The organism is Curtobacterium sp. L3-7 (genome assembly GCF_048756585.1).
Lineage (GTDB): Bacteria > Actinomycetota > Actinomycetes > Actinomycetales > Microbacteriaceae > Curtobacterium.
Window position 1 is genome coordinate 995,709 of the sequence record NZ_CP151474.1, and the last position, 17,728, is coordinate 1,013,436.

Here is a 17,728-nt window from a genome sequence, read left to right on the forward strand (position 1 = left end):
TGCTCACTTGCGGTCCGATGCGGTCGGGTCGAGGGCGTCGCGCAGGGCGTCCCCGAACAGGTTGAAGCCGAGGCAGATCACGGCGATGGCGATGCCGGGGACCACTGCGGCCCACGGCGCCTGACCGAGGTACTGCTGCGCGTCCGAGAGCATGATGCCGAGGCTCGGGGTCGGCGGCTGGATGCCCAGACCGAGGAACGACAGCAGCGCTTCGCCGATCACCGCGACCGGCATGATCACCGTCGCCTGCACGATGATCGCGGAGACGCAGTTCGGCAGGACGTGCTGCGCGATGATCCGGGCACCACCGGCGTCGAGGGTCTTCGCGCTCGTCACGAAGTCGGCGCTCGTGATGCGCAGCGTCTCACCGCGAACGATGCGGATCATCGCCGGGACGTGCGAGACGCCGATGGCGATGACGGCGTTCGACAGGCTGGGGCCGCTGATCGCCGCGAGGCCGACCGCGATGATGAGGAACGGGAACGCCAGGGCGACGTCGGTCAGGCGCGAGATGATCGCGTCGAGCCACTTCCAGTAGCCGGCGAGGAGCCCGAGCGGGGTCCCGACGACGACGGCGACGAGCACGGAGAGTGCGCCGACCACGAGTGAGACCTGCACGCCGTACAGCGTGCGGGACAGGATGTCGCGACCGAGGTCGTCGGTGCCGAGGCCGAAGCCGACGGTGAACGGCACCTGGAACGGCAGGTCGAAGTGCGTCTGCGTGGGGTCGTGCGGCGCGACGAGCGGAGCGGTCAGCGCGGCGAGCACGACGACCGCGAGCATGACGCCGCCAGTGAGCCCGAGGCGGTTCGCCCTGACCTGCTTCCAGACGCGGCCGCGGCTGGAGCCGAGGTCGAACGTGGGTGTCACGGTGGTCATCGGGTGCCTCCCACGCGGATCTTCGGGTTGATGACCGAGTACAGGACGTCCACGGCCAGGTTGATCACGACGTAGCCGACCGTGATGACGAGCACGACCGCCTGGATCACCGGGTAGTCGCGGGTGAACACCGAGTCGAGCGTCAGCTTGCCGAACCCGGGGAGCGCGAAGATGCGCTCGGTGACGACGGCACCCGAGATGAGCCCGCCGAGCTGCAGCCCGACGATGGTGACGACCACGATCATCGAGTTGCGGAGGCCGTAGCGGAACAGCACCCTGCCGCGGCCGAGCCCCTTCGCCCGTGCCGTCCGGACGAAGTCGGTCTTCATCGTCTCGATCATCGACGCGCGGGTCTGCCGCATGATCACGGCCGCGAGCGAGGTGCCGAGGATGAGTGCCGGCAGGGTCAGGTGGTAGAGCGCACTGAGCGGGTTCGACGTCATCGGGACGTACCCGGACGCCGGGAACCAGCCGAGCCCTGCCGCGAGCCACACGATCGCCAGGATGCCGAGCCAGAAGTTCGGGACGCTGAGGCCGACGAGCGCAGCGGCGTTCGCCATCCACTCCGGCCACTGCCCGCGGTAGCGCTCGGCCAGGGTGCCGAGGGCGACCCCGACGAGCACGGCGACGACGATGGCGTAGAGCGCGAGCCACAGTGTGACCGGGAGCGTCGAACCGATGAGCTCGGTCACCGGGGTGCCCGTGCGGGTCGAGCGGCCGAAGTCGCCCTGGAACGCGTTCACCAGGAAGCGCCAGTACTGCACGACGATCGAGTCGTCGAGGCCGAGCTGGGCCCGGACCGCGGCGAGCCGTGCAGGGCTCGCCTCCTCGCCGGCGAGCGCGAGCGCCGGGTCGCCCGGGAGCTGCCGGACCCCGAAGAACACGACGATCGACGCGAGCACCAGCGTGATCGCCGACTGCCAGATGCGGGTGCTGACGTAGCGGATCACTTCGTCGCTCCTTCCACGAACGCGGCCTTGCTCAGCCGCACGACGCCGTCCGCGTACGTCGAGACGCCCGCGATCGTGTTCCCGACGCCGGTGATGCTCCGGGTCCGGTAGAGGTAGATGATGGGGTCGTCTCGTTGGACGATCGTCGTCATCTCGCCGTACAGGTCGGCTCGCTCCTGCTCGTCGGTCGACTGCGCGGCGCGGGTGATGAGGTCGTCGACCTCGGCGTTGCTGTAGCCGGCGTAGTTGTTGCCGCCACCCGTCGTCAGGAAGCCGCCGATGTTGCCGTGCGGGTCGACGCGGCCGGACCAGCCGAGCTGCAGCGCCTGGAAGTCGCCGCGGGTCTGGTCGTCGAGCAGTGTCGTGTACTCGACCGGGGTGATCGTGATCGCGAAGCCGCCACCGCGGGCCTGCGCCTGCAGTGCCTGGGCGAACCGCACGGTGTCGGGGGTGTTCGTCACCTCCATCTCGATCGGGAACGGCTGCTGGACGCCCGCCTTCTCGAGGATCTTCTTCGCGGCGGCCGGGTCGTACTCCGGGCACGCCTTGCTCGCCGTGCTGGCGAACACGCTCGTGTCCGGCACGGGGGAGCACGCGACGTCCGCCCAACCGTGGAACACGCTCTGCACGAGCTCCGCGCGGTTGATCGACATCGACAGGGCCCGGCGGACGTCCGCGCGCTTCGCCAGCGGGGTGTCGATCTGCTTCGGGTCCGTGCCGACGCCGTCCTGGTTGCCGATGTTCACGGTGATGCCCTGGTAGCCGAGGGAACCCGTCCGCAGGATGGACAGGTCCTTGCGCTTCCGCAGGTCGTCGACGTCCTGCGTGGAGATCGTGTCCGCCACCTGGACGTCGCCGGAGCGGAGGTTCGCCGCCCGGATGCTGGCGTCGGTGATGATCCGGTAGGTGATCGTGTCGAAGTGCGCCGACGACGGGTCGTAGTACTCCGGGTCCTTCTCGACCTGGATCGAGGTCTGCGGGACGCGCTTCACGAACTTGTACGGGCCGACGCACACCGGGGAGTCGCCGAAGTCGTCGCCCTTCTCCGCGAGCGCCGTCGGCGACATGATCATGCCCGCGCGGTCCGCGAGCGCCGCGGTGAGCGGGGCGAACGGGGTCCCGTAGTGCAGCCGCACGGTGTGGTCGTCGACCGCCTCGACATCGGACACCGGGCCGAGCTCGCTCTTCCGGCTGGAGTCCGCCTTCGTCAGGTTCCGCTCGAGCGTCGTCACGACCGCGTCGGCGTCGAACGGCGTGCCGTCGGCGAACCGCACGCCGGTCTTCACCGGGAACGTGACGGTCTTGCCGCCGTCGCTCACCGTCGGGAGCTCCGTCGCGAGCATCGGGACGAGGGTGCCCTCGGCGTCGATGTCGTAGAGCTTCTGGCACATCGTCTCCATGACGTACCGGGTGTACAGCGACGACGAGGTGGTCGGGTCGAGGCGGTCGGGCTCTGCCGAAAGCGCCATCACCAGGTCACCGCCCTCCTTGATCTGCTGGTCGCCGATCGGGGCGGTGGTGACGGTGCCGGCGGTGGTGCCGCCGGCCTTCGAGCGTTGGACGGGGACGCAGGCGGTGAGTGCGAGCGTCGCGGCGATGAGGACGGCGGGCAGCGCGATGAGCGTGCGTCGTCGTCGGGGGCTGATCGGGGACATGCGGTTCCTGATGCTGGGGAGGTGCGTGGCGTCCCTTGTGGGGTCGCGCTCAGGATCGGGGTTGATTGCATACAATCACACGTGTTGGCTGTCGCTTGTATACATTCTGTTTCGATTGTGTAAAACGACGACCCCTCCACCGGTGTCGTCGGCGTGGTCCTCCGCGGCGCAGGTCGCGCAAGTCTGGCGAGATGCGCCCTAGCCATCCGCACACCCGCCGCAACTGTCATTTCGTATTTGAATCAGCGCTGCGTGCGCGGCCGTACCCTGGACAGGATGAGATCCCGCGCCGCGCAACTGACCGTGCTCGTCGCGATCGGCGTCGTCGCCGGGGTGCTCTCCGGCCTGTTCGGCGTCGGTGGTGGGGTCATCGTGGTCCCCGCACTCATGGCCTTCCTGCACATGGACCAGCGCAGCGCCTCCGCGAGCTCCCTCGTCGCGATCGCCCCCGCGGCCGTCGTCGGTGCGATCACCTACGCCGTGCAGGGCGAGGTACACTGGCTCGCGGCACTCACCCTGGCGATCGGCAGTGTCGTCGGAGCGCCCATCGGCTCCAGGCTCCTGCGGGCGATCCCGCTCCGGGTCCTCCCGTGGATCTTCGTCGGCTTCATCGTCGTCGTGCTCGTCTCCCTGTTCACCAACGTGCCCACCCGTGAGGGTGACGTGCACTTCGGCCCGATCGAGGCGGTCGTCCTGCTCGGGATCGGGCTGCTGGCCGGTGTCCTCTCCGGCCTGATCGGTGTCGGCGGCGGAGTGGTGATCGTGCCCGGGATGGAACTCGCACTGGGCGCGGGTGACCTGCTCGCGAAGGGGACGTCGCTGCTCACGATGGTGCCGACGTCGGTGTCGGGCACCGTGGCGAACCTGCGCCGTGGCGTCGTGGACATCCGCGTGGGGCTGACGGTGGGCATCACGGCGGCGGTCTGCTCACCGGTCGGGGCGTTCATCGCAGGGGTCGTCGACCCGCAGGTCGGGACGTGGATGTTCGCCGGGTTCCTGGTCGTGGTGGCCCTGATCGTGCTGCGACGCGGACTCGGGAAGGCGAGCAAACCCGATCCGCAGGTCGGAGAGGTCGCGTGACGGTCACCGCCGAGGACGTCCTGGCCGCGTTCGCGAAGACGCCGGGCGACGTCGCGGGTGCCCGGCGGGTGGCTCGGGCGCACCGGGACCTCGACGAGGGCGAACGGTCCGCGCTGTTGTGGAGCGAGGACCCAGGCGCACGGCTCGTCGCAGTCGTGCTGCTCGTGCAGGCGATGCGGGAGCGCGCCGATCCCGAACTCACCGAGGAGTACCTGTCGGCGGCACGCGCCGAACGGATCGACCGCGCAGAACTCGTCGACATCGCTGCCGAGGAGCTCGTCGGCGCACCGATGCTCGACGGCTCGACCGGACCGCTGTTCGCGCTCGCGAAGTCGGACGTCGCCTGGGTCAGGCGCATCGCGGTGGTCGCGACGCTGGCGTTCGCCAAGCAGGGCGACGCGGACGTGCCGCTCGCGGTGGCTGGCCGACTCGTCCGTGAGCGCGGGGACACCGTGCAGTCGGCGCTCGGCTGGGTGCTTCGAGAGGTCGGCAAGCGGGCGTCCGAGCCGGCACTCGTCGCGTTCCTCGAGCGACAGGGGCGGTTCCTCAGCCGGAGCGCGCTCGAGACCGCGACCGAGCACCTGCCGGCGGCCGAGCGCGACCGTCTCCGCCAGAACGGCTGAACGCGAGAGCTGCCGAACGCGAGACCGCCTGCGCGCTACCGGGCGAACACGTCGTCCAACGTGAACGTCGACAACCTCCGCTCCTGCAACAGCGCGTGCAACCGCGGTAGCGCCCCGATGGTCCCCCGGAAGTTCGCGTGCCCGATCACGATGTGCGCCGGCTGGAACCACTGCTCCGCGAACCCGACGATCTGGTCCGACGTGATGTCACCGGAGTCGGCCAGCGACCCGTACCAGAGCAGCGGCGTCGTGTACCCGGCGCGGGCGGCTGCGGCGTCGACCCGGGCGTCGTGGTACCCGAACGGCGGCCGGAAGTACGGCTTCGCGTCCACGCCGTAGGTGTCCCGGATGAAGTCGTGGTTCCGGGTGAGCTGGTCGATGATGCCCTGGTCGGAGAGCTTCGTGAGCGCCGGGTGGTCCCACGTGTGGTTCCCGAGCTGCACCTGCCCGAAGGTCACCAACGGTCGCAGCAGGTCGGCGTGCTCGGTCCACGCGGGGCGCACCCCGTTCACGAAGAACGTCAGGCGGGTCCCGGTCTCGGCGGCGAACCGGGCGTAGGCCTCGACCACCTCGCTCGACGCTCCGTCGTCGACGGTCCAGGCGATCCCGGGCGTCCCCTCCGGCAGCCCGGTGATCGTCCCAGCGGGGAGCGGCTGTCGCTGCAGGGCGACCGGCGGAACAGTCGCGGTCGCCGTCGCAGTCGCAGTCGCGGATGACGAAGCAGAAGGGGACGGCGACGCGGAAGCCGCAGAAGTCCGCGAACCCGTCGGCCGTGACGACGGCCCGGCCGAACACGCGGCGAGCGCCCCCGTCAGCACGGCCCCACCGACCCCGGCCAACAGCCCGCGACGGGACGGGCGGGAGGGAGCGCGGTGGTTCATCGCCATCCAGCGTCCCCGCGCGGTGCACTGCCGCGCATCAGTCACCAGGACGATCCCCGATGGCCGATCGGCCAACGATGCGGCACGATGACCCCATGCCGCACACCGACGTGCCCGTCATCGACGCCGATCTCGTCCGACGCCTCGTCGCCGAGCAGTTCCCTGCATGGTCGGACCTGCCCGTCACCGAGGTCGACCCGCAGGGCTGGGACAACCGCACCTACCGGCTCGGCGACGCACTGTCGGTCCGGCTGCCGAGCGCGGAGGGCTACGTCGCAGCCGTCGAGAAGGAGCAGCGCGTCCTGCCGTACCTGGCGCCGTCCCTCGATGTCCCGGTTCCCGAGCCCGTCGGACTCGGACGCCCGGGCTGCGGCTACCCGTTCCCGTGGTCGGTGCGCCGCTGGCTCGACGGCACGGTGGCAGCACACGCCGATCCGGACCGGTCGGCGCTCGCCGTGGACGTCGGCCGGGTCCTCCGGCAGCTCCGGGCCGTCCCGGCCGACGGCGGTCCTGCCGCCGGGGCGCACTCGTTCCACCGCGGCGCGCACCCGTCGTTCTACGACCACGAGGTCCGCGACGCACTCGACCGGCTCGGCGACGACGTCGACCGGGCGGCCTGCGAGGCGGTCTGGGACACGGCGTGCGCCACGGCCTGGGAGCGACCCGCCGTGTGGTTCCACGGCGACGTCGCCCCGACGAACCTGCTCGTGGGCGACGACGGCCGGCTCACGGCACTCATCGACTTCGGCACGTGCGGCGTCGGCGATCCGGCGTGCGACCTGGTGCTGGCGTGGACGTTCCTCGACCCGGCGGCGCGGCAGGTGTTCCGCGATGCGGTCGGGCTGGACGACGCGACCTGGGCCAGGGGCCGTGGCTGGGTCCTCTGGAAGTCCCTCATCATGCTGGCCGGCAGTGCCGGCCCCGGCGACCGCGCAGGCCACCAGGCGGTCCTGGCCGCCACGCTCGCCGACCCGGTCACGTGACGGACGGGAGGCTCGTGGCGGCGCCGCCACGAGCCTCCCGTCCGACCCGCGCTGAGAAGGCGCGCCGGTGCGTCCGGGTACACGGGACGTACCGACGATAGGAGCGTTCATGCGCGCACTCACCTGGCAGGGCACGGAGAAGGTCTCGGTCGAGACAGTCCCGGACCCGACCATCCACGAGCCCACCGACGCGATCGTGCGGATCACCTCCACCGCGATCTGCGGCTCCGACCTGCACCTGTACCGCGTGCTCGGCCCCTACATCGACAGGGGCGACGTGCTCGGTCACGAGCCGATGGGCATCGTCGAGGCGGTCGGCAGCGCCGTCACGAACCTGAAGGTCGGCGACCGCGTCGTCGTCCCCTTCAACATCTCGTGCGGCCACTGCTGGATGTGCCAGCGAGGCCTGCAGTCGCAGTGCGAGACCACCCAGGTCACCGAGTACGGCAGCGGAGCGGCGCTGTTCGGCTACACGAAGATGTACGGCCAGGTCCCCGGTGGCCAGGCCGAGTACCTCCGCGTCCCGCACGCCGACTACGGACCCATCGTCATCCCCGACGACGGCACCCCTGACGACCGTTGGCTGTTCCTCAGCGACATCCTCCCGACGGCGTGGCAGGCCGTGCAGTACGCCGACGTGCCGGAGGGCGGGACCCTGGCGGTCCTCGGTCTCGGACCGGTCGGGCAGTTCGCCGCTCGGATCGGCAGACACCTCGGCTACCGCGTCCTCGCGGTCGACCCGGAGCAGGTCCGCCGCGACCTCGGGTCGCGCCACGACGTGGAGACGTTCGACCTGACGAAGGACGTCGTCGCCCAGCTGGTCGACCTGACCGACGGTCGCGGGCCGGACGGCGTCGTGGACGCGGTCGGCATGGAGGCGCACGGCAACCCCCTCGCCGGTTTCGCCCAGCGCGCTGCCGGGCTGTTGCCAGACGCCCTCGCGCATAAGGCGATCGAGACCGCCGGGGTCGACCGGCTCGCTGCCGTGCACGCCGCGATCGACCTGGTCCGCCGGGGTGGCACCGTCTCGCTGAGCGGGGTCTACGGGGGCATGGCGGATCCGATGCCGATGATGACGCTGTTCGACAAGCAGATCACCGTCCGCGAAGGCCAGTGCAACGTGAAGCGCTGGATCGACGACATCATGCCGCTCGTGTCCGACCCGGCCGACCCGCTCGGCACACTCGACCTGGTCACGCACCGGGTCCCGCTCGAGGACGCCCCGCACATGTACGAGGTCTTCCAGAAGAAGCAGGACGGCTGCGTCAAGGTCGTCCTGGAACCGGCCACGGCGTGACCCGCATCGTGGTCGTCGGCGCGACCGGCAACGTCGGCACCGCCGTCGTCCGCCGGCTCGCCGCCGAGCCCGACGTGCAGGTCGTCGGGGTCGCCCGGCGGCTGCCCGACGTGCACACCGCGCCGTACGGCGATGCCGTCTGGCACGCGGTGGACGTCGGTGCCTCCGACGCCGTCGACCAGCTCGCCGCCGTGTTCCGCGGCGCGGACGCCGTGATCCACCTGGCGTGGGCGCTGCAGCCGACGCACGACATCCCGGTGCAGTACCGCACGAACGTGACCGGGACGGCGAACGTGCTCGCCGCCGTGGCCCGGGTGTCGGTCCCGCAGGTCGTCGTGGCGTCGTCGGTGGGGACCTACCGCGGGGTCGATGCTGCGGGCAAGCGCTTGCGCGTCGACGAGTCGTGGCCGGTGGACGGCATCCCGACCGCGACCTACTCGATCCACAAGGCCGAGAACGAGCGGGCGATGGACGCCTTCGCGCAGGCGAACCCGGACGTCGTGGTGACGCGACTCCGACCGGGGCTGATCTTCCAGCGGGCGGCTGCTGCCGAGATCCGTGGGCTGTTCCTCGGTCCGCTGGTGCCGATGCGGATCGTGCGCTGGGTGCAGTGGGCGGTGCTGCCGCTGCCGTACCCGTTCGTGTTCCAGGCCGTGCACGCCGACGACGTCGCCGACGCGTACTGGCGCGCGGTGGACCGGCGGGCGGCAGGAGCGTTCAACATCGCCGCGGCGCCCGTGCTCACCCCGCCCCGGATCGCGGCGGTGCTCGGGATGCGCGGGGCCGTCCGGATCCCGCTCCGACTGCTCCGCGGCCTGGTCACCCTGACCTGGCGGCTCCGGATCCAGCCGACGGACGCCGGGTGGATCGACATCGCCGCGTCCGTCCCGATCATGCGGACGGACCGTGCGCGCACGGAACTCTGGTGGGAGGCTCGGCACACCTCCGAAGACGCGTTGCGTGATCTCGTGTCCGGGTTCGCGGACGGTGCGAACGTCCAGGGTTCGGGTCCGCTCCGCGGGTAGCGGGTTGGTCGGCGGCGCTGGGGGAGTTCGGGCGGGTACGCTCGCCCCGTGATGCCGGACCAGCTGCTCGGGGAGTGGGCGCTCGAGCGAGCCGTGGTCGATCGTCGTGCAGGCGTGCGGGGCACCGTCCGAGGGACCACGACCCTGACCCTCGAACACGCCGGGCTCGTGCGGTGGGAAGAGTCCGGCACGATGGAGCTCGCGGGCCGCTCGACACCGGTGTCCCGGACGCTCATCGTGCGGCGGGACGACGACGGCGCCTGGACGGTGTGCTTCGCCGACGGTCGCCTGTTCCACGACTGGGTCTGGGGTGTGTCCGTGGTGCATGACTGTGCGCCGGACGAGTACACCGGCGAGCTCGACGGCGACGCATCGCGCTGGACCGTGCGGTGGGACGCGGTCGGTCCGGCGAAGGACTACCGGCTCGACAGCGTCCTGACCCCGCTCGACCTGCGGCTCGATCTCCCGCTCGGCCTCCCGCTCGTGTGAGCGTCGGCGGGGCGCGGCAGACTGGGTGCATGGCCCGCACCTCCGGCAAGTCCTCCGGCACCGACGCCCCTCGGATCACCCTGACCGAACCCGCCGACCTCGACGACTGGGCTCCGGCACCAGGTGACGTGCTCTCCGGTGACCGCATCGACGGCAAGCGCATCGCGTCGCTCGACATCGCGGGCGAGCGCCTGCCCGACCTCGAGATCGAGGAGTGCGTCATCGAGGATCTCCGCGCCGACGGCGCCGACCTCCGTGGGGTGCGCGTGCACGACACCGTGATCGAGACCCTGGACGCTCCGGTCCTTCGGGCGTCGAGCAGTTCCTGGCGCGAGGTCCGGATCGGCGGCGGCCGGGTCGGCTCCGCGGAGCTCTACGACGCGGGGCTGAACGGCGTCGAGTTCGTCGGGATGAAGCTCGGGTTCGTGAACCTCCGCGGCGCGACCGTGACCGACGTGGTGTTCCGCGACTGCGTCATCGACGAGCTCGACATCGCCGACGCCAAGCTCCTGCGGGTGTCCTTCGAGGGGACCCGCATCCGCGCTGCCGAGGGCTCGAACACCCGGATCGAGCACGTGGACCTGCGCGGCGCCGACCTCGACCGGGTCGAGCGGCTCGAGGGTCTCCGCGGTGCGACGATCGCGGCTGACCACCTCTACACGCTCGCACCGTTGCTGGCGGCGCAGGCGGGCTACCGCGTCGACTGACCCGCTCGCCTGGTCACGCCGGCCAGCGCCGCGGCCAGGTCGGCCTGCACGAGGTCCCCGTGCACCGCAGCGCCCGCCTGGGTCCCCGCCGCCGCCGAGCCGATGACGGTGGCCATCGGCGACGCCACGTTGCCCGCGGCGTAGACCCCGCGCACGGACGTCTTCCCCATGCCGTCGACGGTGACCGCACCCGCGATCCGGACGTCGCCCATCAGCACGTCCTCCGCGACGATCCCGAGACCTTCGAGGCCGTCGACGCGCGCCTCGGCCGAGCTCGCGGCAGCGAGGGCGTCGAGTTCGACCGTCGTGCCGTCGGCGAGCTCGACACCCGTCAGGACATCACCGTCCGACAGCACCCGGGCCACCGGGCCGTCGTGGACCGTGATCCCGGAGGCGTCGAAACCAGCACGGGCGGTGTCGTCGACGAGTGCTGGGTCGGCGGCGAACACGGTGACGTGCTCGCTCAGCGCGCGCCAGAGCAGCGCCTGGTGTGCCCCGAACGGTGTCGTGACGAGCACGCCGATCCGTCGGTCGCGGATCTCCCACCCGTGGCAGAACGGGCAGTGCACGACCCCGCGGCCCCACTGTTCCGCGAGACCCGGCACGTCCGGCAGGACGTCCGCGGCGCCGGAGGCGACGACCACGCGACGGGCCGTCACCTGCGCGCCGGAGTCGAGGATGGCGGTGAAGGCGACCTCGTCGGCATCGCTCGCCGGCGCGGGGGACGCGGCCACGAGCCTCCCGGCCGTGATGTCGACCCCGTACCGGGCGACCTCCTCACGACCGATCCGGGCCAGTTCCAGCGGGGGCGTGCCCTCCTGGCCCAGGTAGTTGTGGACGCCCGCAGCCGGGGCGTTGCGGGGGTCGCCCGCGTCCACCACCAGCACGGAACGGCGGGAGCGGCCGAGGATGAGGGCGGCGGCGAGGCCGGCGGCTCCGCCGCCGATGACGATCACGTCGTAGGTGTCACGCATGCCGACATCGTGCGGCATCGCTCATGAACTGGCAACAAACCTTGCCGCTCTGGCAACATGGTCGGCATGGACCACGGACAGGAGGCTCGGCCCACCTCGCGGACGACGGCTGAGGTCGTCGACGGGGTCGGGCCCCGGCTGCGCACGTTGCGTCAACGACGTGACGTCACGTTGGCTGCGCTGGCGACGGAGACCGGGATCTCGGTGAGCACGCTCTCGCGGCTGGAGTCGGGGCAGCGCAAGCCGACGCTGGAGCTGTTGCTGCCGCTGGCCCGGGCGTACCAGGTGCCGCTCGACGACCTCGTGGGGGCACCGCAGACCGGCGATCCGCGGGTGCACATGAAGCCCGAGATGCACGGTGGGCGGGTCGTCGTGCCGCTCACCCGGCGGACCGGGGGAGTGCGGTCGTTCAAGCAGCTCTTCCCGCCGCACTCGCCCGGTGGTGAACCATCCCCGAAGACGCACGAGGGCTACGAGTGGCTCTACGTGCTGTCCGGTCGGCTGCGGCTGGTGCTCGGCGAACACGACTTCGACCTCGGGCCGGGTGAGGTCGTCGAGTTCGACACGCACACGCCGCACTGGATCGGGAACGTGACGGACCACGTGACCGAGGTGCTCTGCCTGTACGGGCCCCAGGGCGAGCGGGCCCACGTGCGGTCGCGGCCGGCAGGGTGATGGGACGCGGCGTGCTCAGAACACGTGGGCCATCACGTCGTCGAGCAGGCCGGAGGTCGGGACGTTCGCCTGGCTGATGTGGATCGCGATGTCGCCGCGGGTGAAGTAGGTCACACCCGTCTCGACGCCGTACTGGTTGTCAGTGCTGATCCGTTGGCACCGGTAGCCCTCGGCGAGGTGCTCGCACTGGAAGCCCTGCAGGCCCTGCAGCACGGCGAACGCCTTCGACGAGTCGACCACCTGCACGGCGATCGACACGTTCGTGATGTCCGCTCGGGGGTCGCGCCAGACGCAGTAGAGACGCTTGCCGTCGGGCTGCAGCACCGGCGTGAACACCGACTTCGGGATCTCGACGGGATCGCCGACGACCGCGGGGTCGTTGAGCGGCGCGCGGAGGAACGAGTCCTTCCACTTGCTGGTGGTGATGAGTCCGTCGCACGTGTCCGGGACCGTGCCGCCGTCGTAGTCCACCCCCGGGACCGGCGTGATCGTCGAGGTCGGACGCGGGGTGGTGCTCGTGCTCGGATCCGGTGTCGTGCTGGTGCTGGGAGCCGGTGTCGTACTCGCGCTCGGCGTCGGGTCGGGGGTGGTGTTCCCGGTGCAGCCGCTGAGCAGCGTCGCCGTCGCTGCCAGCGCGATCGCGATCCCCGCGGCGCGTCGTCGTGCGTTCCCCATGGTGTGCTCCCCTCCGCTCTCCGAATCTACGGACGTCGCGCCTGGTGTGCGGTTGCTGTTCGATCACGATGGGGGCCTCGACGCGGTGGTCGCCGCCGCGACGCCCCGGAGGGTGTTCGGCGCCAGGCGATACGGTCGGGGGCATGGACTCGCCCGATGACCTCGCCGACGAACTCCGGGAGTCGATCGGGCGGATCGTCCGTGCGACCCGCGGCAAGGTCGACACGATCCCGCCGGCGCACTCGGCGACGCTCGGGCTGCTCGACCGGCAGGGTGCCATGACGATCGCCGACCTCGCCCGCAAGCGCGGGGTGAAGCACCAGGGGCAGTCCCGCACGATCGGCGAGCTCGAGGAGCGCGGGCTGGTCGCACGGGAGACCTCGGCCGAGGACCGCCGGGTGTCGGTGATCGGCATCACCCCGACCGGACGTGACGTGGTGCTGCGGGACCGACGGGCGCGGGCGGACTGGCTCGCCACGGCGATCGCGGAGGACCTGTCGGCCGACGAACGGGAGATGCTCGCCCGGATGCCGCCGTTGCTCCACCGGATCGCCCGGCGCGTCGAGGAGTGACGACCACGGCGCACCCGTGACACGTGTCGCGGACTGAGCCGGTGCAGAGGCGGGCGGAGTTGCCTGGGGTGATGTCTGCCGACCCCAGCACCGCTGTCCTGTTCGACATCGACGGGACGCTCGTCGACTCGAACTACGCCCATGTCGACGCGTGGTGGCGGGCGTTCCGCGCCGTCGACGAGTCCGTCGATGCCTGGCGCATCCACCGCGCGATCGGCATGGACTCCTCCCGCCTGCTCGGGGCGTTGCTCCCCGACGCGCCCGACGACGTCCGCGCGACCGCGAAGCAGTACCACTCCGCGTACTACGCGGAGCAGATGCCGCGATTGAGCACACTGCCCGGAGCCCGTGACCTGCTGCGGGCCGTCGCCTCCCTGGGGCATGCGGTGGTGCTCGCCACGAGTGCTCCCGCTTCCGAGCTCGTCCGGCTGCGGGAAGTCCTCGACGCCGAGGAGTGGATCACCGCGGTGACCAGCTCCGAGGACGTCGACGAGGCGAAGCCGGCGCCCGGGATCGTCCAGGTCGCGCTCGACCGGGTCGGGGTCGTCGCGGAGCGGGCGGTCATGGTCGGGGACGCGATGTGGGACGTCGAGGCGTCGGCGAGGGTCGGCGTGCCGTGCGTCTCCGTGATGACGGGCGGCATCGGCGGCGACGAACTGCGGCAGGCCGGAGCCGCTGCCGTGTACGACGACGCGGCAGCGGTCCTGGCGGATCTCGACGGCGGCCCAATCGGCGCGCTCGGATCCCCCGGGTCGGTCGGCGGGCGCTCGTGACGGTGCGCGGCGTCGACCACGTCGGGCTCACCGTGCCGGACGTCGACGCGGCGACGACCTTCCTCGTCGAGGCCTTCGACGCGGTCGTGCTCTACGACACCCTCCCCGCCGACGCGCCGCCGAAGGGCGGCCACGAGACGGACGAGCGACTCGGCGTACCGGACGGTGCCCGCGAGGTCCGCGTCCGGATGCTCGCGCTGCCCGGCGGGCCCGGCATCGAGCTGTTCGCGTTCGACGGTGCTGCGCAAGGGGCTCCAGCGGTGCCGACGGACCTCGGATGGCAGCACGTCGCCCTGTACGTCGACGACCTCGACGCGACCCTCGACCGGGTCGTGCGTGCCGGCGCCGTCGCGCTCGGTGCACCTCGCCAGCTCCCGGGACCCGAGGCGGGTGCCCGGAACCGGTTCGTCTACGTCCGGACACCGTGGGGGAGCACCGTCGAGCTGCTGACGTACCCGGACCCGCAGCCGTACGAGGCGCACACGGACCGTCGTCGCTGGCACCCCTGACCCCGGACCCGCGTTCGGCGGTGTCGTCCGTGCGTGTCAGGATGGTCGATCGTGATCACGATCGAACGCGTCGCCTGGGAAGACCCCCGCGGAGTCGTCCTCCGCGCCCGCATGGACGAGGAGATGCACGAGCGCTACGGCTCGGCAGCCGCCGACGAGGACCCCGCCGTCACCGCCGAGCGCGACCGGTCGCTCGCCGTCGAGCCGGCCACGGTCATCACCTCGGTGCTCGCGATCGACGAGGGCGGCGAGGCCGTCGGGCACATCGCGGTCCGTCAGCTCCGCGACGAGGTCGAGCTCAAGCGCCTCATCGTGCTGTCGTCCGCTCGCGGCAAGGGTGCGGCGACGGCGCTGCTCGACGAATGTGAGCGCATCGGTCGCGAACAGGGCGCACGGCGGTTGATCCTGCAGACCGGCGATCGGCAGCCCGACGCCGTCGCCCTGTACGAGAAGACCGGATGGCGCTCGATCCCCGTGTACGAGCCGTACGCGGCGACGATGCCGTGGTCGTTCTGCTTCGACAAGGCGCTGTAGCACTTCCCGTATTGCACTTTCGTGCCACGAGTGCAATTCTTGTCCGGTGAGCACAGCCGAACGCACCCGCACGCTGCGTCGACGCATGATCGTCGAGGCACGTCGGTCGACCGTCGAGAGCGGTCTGCACGGCTTCACGATCGAGCAGCTCTGCGAGACGGTCGGGGTGTCCCGACGCACGTTCTTCAACCACTTCGCGTCGAAGGAAGACGTCGTCCTCGGCATCGAGCTCAACGCGGACGAGAACCTGCTCGTGGCGTACGCCCGCGGACAGGTCGTCCCGGCGACGCTCGACCCTCTGAGCTCGATCGTCGCGCTCGCGATCGAGCAGGTCCACGTCGTGGGGCTCGACCGTTCCGACGAAGCGCTCGTGCGCAAGGTCTTCGACCGAGAACCCGCACTCGTCGCACGGTTCCTCTCGGCGACGGACGTGCAACTCGCGAAGGTCGCCGACGCCGTGCGGGAACGCTTCGGGTGGACCGTCCCGGACGACCCTCGCGCTCGGCTCGTGACCGAGTCGGCGGCAGGGCTGCTCAAGGTCACCGCCGCCGACTACTTCGACGACGACTTCGACGAGTCGACGGGCCCGTCCTTCGACGACCTGCTCACCACGAACCTCCGCCTCATGCGGGCGGCCATCACCACCGGACAGGAAGACACCGAATGAGCACCTCAGCGCCGCGCACCGCCAAGCGCGCACGCCCCGGGAGCGACGGGCCGCTGCTCCTCACCCAGCGTCGGATCTGGATCATCTTCTCCGCGCTGATCGCCGGCATGCTGCTGTCGAGTCTCGACCAGACGATCGTCTCGACCGCGATGCCGACCATCGTCGGCGACCTCGGCGGCGTCGCCCACCAGGCGTGGATCACGACCGGCTACCTGCTGGCATCGACCATCGTGATGCCGATCTACGGCAAGTTCGGTGACGTCATCGGCCGCCGCAACCTGTTCCTCATCGCGATCGCGCTGTTCACGCTGGCATCGCTGGGGTGTGCGATGTCGACCGACTTCTGGCAGTTCGTGGTCTTCCGTGCCCTCCAGGGCCTCGGCGGCGGTGGCCTCATGATCCTGTCGCAGGCGATCATCGCGGACATCGTCCCGGCGTCCGAGCGCGGCAAGTACCTCGGGCCGCTCGGCGCCATCTTCGGCCTCTCCGCCGTCGGAGGCCCGCTGCTCGGCGGGTTCTTCGTCGACCACATGACCTGGCACTGGGCGTTCTGGATCAACATCCCCGTCGGCATCGCGGCCTTCTTCGTGGCCTGGTTCGCCTTGACCCTGCCGAGCAAGAAGGCGACGAAGCGCATCGACGTCCTCGGCGTCGCGCTGCTCTCCGCGACCACCGCCTGCCTGGTGTTCTTCACCGAGTTCGGCGGCAACAAGCAGCACGGGTGGGGTGCGCTCGAGACCTGGGCCTGGGGCGCCGGGTTCATCGTCGCTGCCGCGCTGTTCGTCCTCACCGAGTCCAGGGCCGACGACCCGATCATCCCGCTGTCGTTCTTCCGGAACCGCACGTTCGTCACCGCGACGGCGATCGGCTTCGTGCTCGGCCTCGGGATGTTCGCCGCGATCGGCTTCGTCCCGACCTTCCTGCAGATGGCGTCCGGCACGTCGGCCGCCGTCTCCGGTCTGCTGATGCTCCCGATGATGGTCGGGCTCATGGGGACGTCGATCCTCTCCGGCACGCTCATCACCAAGACGGGCCGGTACCGCGCGTTCCCGATCATCGGCACGATCATCGTCGGCATCGCGATGCTCGGCATGACGACCCTCGCCGCGGCGACCCCGATCTGGCTGATCTGCGTCTACCTGTTCGTGTTCGGTGCCGGCCTCGGCCTCATCATGCAGGTCGTCGTGCTCGTCGCGCAGAACGCCGTCCCACCGGAGCACGTCGGCACGGCGACCTCGACCAACAACTACTTCCGTGAGGTCGGCGCCTCCCTCGGTGTCGCCGTGTTCGGTGCGATCTTCACGTCCCGCCTCACGGAGTCGCTGACGGACGTCTTCACGAGCGCCGGCGGAAGTGCCTCCCAGGCGGCGAGTGCGAGCGCGAGCATCGACCCGACGCAGCTCGCGAAGCTGCCCGAAGCGGTGCAGGACGGCATCGTGAACGCCTACGCCGACTCGCTGTCACCGGTGTTCTGGTACCTGCTCCCGTTCATCGCGGTGGCCCTCGTGCTGGCCCTGTTCATCCCGCAGATGAAGCTCGCGGACGTGGCCGGCATGGTCGCCCGCGGCGAGGCGGTCGGCGGCGCCGAGGCGGACGAGCTCGAGCGTGCGCAGCGCGGTTCGGGCGCGGAGCGTCCGGCCGAGTCGGTCGGCTTCGGAACGGGGTCGGTCCCGACGGCGCGTCACGACGAGTAGACGCTCACCCGACGACGGACGGGAGGCACGGTGCCAGCTGGCACCGTGCCTCCCGTCCGTCGTGGGGTGCGTCCGGGCCGTGCGCC

Annotated in this window: 20 protein-coding genes; 14 read left to right on the top strand and 6 right to left on the bottom strand. The window is 71.0% G+C overall.

Annotation, left to right across the window (positions count from 1 at the left end):
- Positions 1-3: 3 nt before the first annotated feature.
- Genes AAEP80_RS05045 through AAEP80_RS05055 form a run of 3 tightly spaced genes read right to left on the bottom strand, consistent with a single transcriptional unit; the run spans position 4 to position 3,484 of the window.
- The gene (locus AAEP80_RS05045; RefSeq protein ID WP_281266613.1) at positions 4-879 is read right to left on the bottom strand and encodes an ABC transporter permease; all 876 of its coding nucleotides are present in this window, start codon (positions 877-879) and stop codon (positions 4-6) included.
- Positions 876-1,829 carry an ABC transporter permease gene (locus AAEP80_RS05050; RefSeq protein WP_281266614.1) on the bottom strand — a complete coding sequence of 318 codons (954 nt, stop codon included), beginning with the start codon at positions 1,827-1,829 and terminating at the stop codon, positions 876-878. The genes AAEP80_RS05045 and AAEP80_RS05050 overlap by 4 nt, the downstream gene beginning before the upstream one ends.
- The gene (locus tag AAEP80_RS05055) at positions 1,826-3,484 is read right to left on the bottom strand and encodes an ABC transporter substrate-binding protein (RefSeq protein ID WP_413600172.1); all 1,659 of its coding nucleotides are present in this window, start codon (positions 3,482-3,484) and stop codon (positions 1,826-1,828) included. Before AAEP80_RS05055 ends, AAEP80_RS05050 begins: the two co-directional genes overlap by 4 nt.
- Before the next feature lie 153 nt (positions 3,485-3,637).
- On the opposite strand from AAEP80_RS05055, the gene AAEP80_RS05060 reads away from it, so the two are divergent.
- The gene (locus AAEP80_RS05060) at positions 3,638-4,564 is read left to right on the top strand and encodes a sulfite exporter TauE/SafE family protein (RefSeq protein ID WP_420366205.1); all 927 of its coding nucleotides are present in this window, start codon (positions 3,638-3,640) and stop codon (positions 4,562-4,564) included.
- On the top strand, positions 4,561-5,187 hold the full coding sequence (locus AAEP80_RS05065; RefSeq protein WP_420366206.1) for a DNA alkylation repair protein: 627 nt from the start codon (positions 4,561-4,563) through the stop codon (positions 5,185-5,187). Before AAEP80_RS05060 ends, AAEP80_RS05065 begins: the two co-directional genes overlap by 4 nt.
- Positions 5,188-5,222: 35 nt before the next feature.
- Here the strand turns inward: AAEP80_RS05065 and AAEP80_RS05070 are convergent, their stop codons facing one another.
- On the bottom strand, positions 5,223-6,068 hold the full coding sequence (locus AAEP80_RS05070; protein ID WP_420366207.1) for a polysaccharide deacetylase family protein: 846 nt from the start codon (positions 6,066-6,068) through the stop codon (positions 5,223-5,225).
- Positions 6,069-6,163: 95 nt separating this feature from the next.
- Between AAEP80_RS05070 and AAEP80_RS05075 the strand changes: the two genes are divergently transcribed.
- The 5 genes from AAEP80_RS05075 (at position 6,164) to AAEP80_RS05095 (ending at position 10,569) form a co-directional block, all read left to right on the top strand.
- Positions 6,164-7,051 (top strand): aminoglycoside phosphotransferase family protein, encoded by an 888-nt coding sequence (locus tag AAEP80_RS05075; RefSeq protein ID WP_420366208.1) that lies wholly within the window; start codon positions 6,164-6,166, stop codon positions 7,049-7,051.
- A 109-nt stretch (positions 7,052-7,160) separates the two neighbouring features.
- Complete coding sequence (locus AAEP80_RS05080) at positions 7,161-8,348, top strand: zinc-dependent alcohol dehydrogenase (protein WP_420366209.1); 1,188 nt, start codon at positions 7,161-7,163, stop codon at positions 8,346-8,348.
- Positions 8,345-9,373, top strand: a complete 1,029-nt coding sequence (locus AAEP80_RS05085) for an NAD-dependent epimerase/dehydratase family protein (RefSeq protein WP_420366210.1) — start codon at positions 8,345-8,347, stop codon at positions 9,371-9,373. Before AAEP80_RS05080 ends, AAEP80_RS05085 begins: the two co-directional genes overlap by 4 nt.
- Positions 9,374-9,424: 51 nt before the next feature.
- On the top strand, positions 9,425-9,862 hold the full coding sequence (locus AAEP80_RS05090) for a DUF6314 family protein (RefSeq protein WP_402728315.1): 438 nt from the start codon (positions 9,425-9,427) through the stop codon (positions 9,860-9,862).
- Between the two features lie 29 nt (positions 9,863-9,891).
- Entirely contained in the window at positions 9,892-10,569 is a 678-nt protein-coding gene (locus AAEP80_RS05095; protein ID WP_420366211.1) for a pentapeptide repeat-containing protein, read from the top strand.
- On the opposite strand, the gene AAEP80_RS05100 is transcribed toward AAEP80_RS05095, so the two are convergent.
- Entirely contained in the window at positions 10,554-11,543 is a 990-nt protein-coding gene (locus tag AAEP80_RS05100; RefSeq protein ID WP_420366212.1) for an NAD(P)/FAD-dependent oxidoreductase, read from the bottom strand. The genes AAEP80_RS05095 and AAEP80_RS05100 overlap by 16 nt on opposite strands.
- 57 nt (positions 11,544-11,600) lie before the next feature.
- Between AAEP80_RS05100 and AAEP80_RS05105 the strand changes: the two genes are divergently transcribed.
- Entirely contained in the window at positions 11,601-12,218 is a 618-nt protein-coding gene (locus tag AAEP80_RS05105; protein WP_420366213.1) for a helix-turn-helix domain-containing protein, read from the top strand.
- Positions 12,219-12,233: 15 nt separating this feature from the next.
- Here the strand turns inward: AAEP80_RS05105 and AAEP80_RS05110 are convergent, their stop codons facing one another.
- On the bottom strand, positions 12,234-12,893 hold the full coding sequence (locus tag AAEP80_RS05110; RefSeq protein WP_420366214.1) for a hypothetical protein: 660 nt from the start codon (positions 12,891-12,893) through the stop codon (positions 12,234-12,236).
- A gap of 143 nt (positions 12,894-13,036) precedes the next feature.
- Here AAEP80_RS05110 and AAEP80_RS05115 point away from each other — a divergent pair, with 143 nt between their 5' ends.
- The 6 genes from AAEP80_RS05115 (at position 13,037) to AAEP80_RS05140 (ending at position 17,642) form a co-directional block, all read left to right on the top strand.
- On the top strand, positions 13,037-13,465 hold the full coding sequence (locus AAEP80_RS05115) for a MarR family winged helix-turn-helix transcriptional regulator (protein ID WP_413600160.1): 429 nt from the start codon (positions 13,037-13,039) through the stop codon (positions 13,463-13,465).
- Positions 13,466-13,536: 71 nt separating this feature from the next.
- Entirely contained in the window at positions 13,537-14,238 is a 702-nt protein-coding gene (locus AAEP80_RS05120; RefSeq protein ID WP_420366215.1) for an HAD family hydrolase, read from the top strand.
- Complete coding sequence (locus AAEP80_RS05125) at positions 14,235-14,747, top strand: VOC family protein (protein ID WP_420366216.1); 513 nt, start codon at positions 14,235-14,237, stop codon at positions 14,745-14,747. The genes AAEP80_RS05120 and AAEP80_RS05125 overlap by 4 nt, the downstream gene beginning before the upstream one ends.
- Before the next feature lie 51 nt (positions 14,748-14,798).
- Positions 14,799-15,281, top strand: a complete 483-nt coding sequence (locus tag AAEP80_RS05130; RefSeq protein WP_420366217.1) for a GNAT family N-acetyltransferase — start codon at positions 14,799-14,801, stop codon at positions 15,279-15,281.
- Between the two features lie 46 nt (positions 15,282-15,327).
- A complete protein-coding gene (locus AAEP80_RS05135; RefSeq protein ID WP_402727870.1) occupies positions 15,328-15,948 on the top strand; it encodes a TetR/AcrR family transcriptional regulator in 621 nt (206 codons plus the stop codon).
- A complete protein-coding gene (locus AAEP80_RS05140) occupies positions 15,945-17,642 on the top strand; it encodes an MDR family MFS transporter (RefSeq protein WP_420366218.1) in 1,698 nt (565 codons plus the stop codon). Before AAEP80_RS05135 ends, AAEP80_RS05140 begins: the two co-directional genes overlap by 4 nt.
- Positions 17,643-17,728 lie beyond the last annotated feature (86 nt).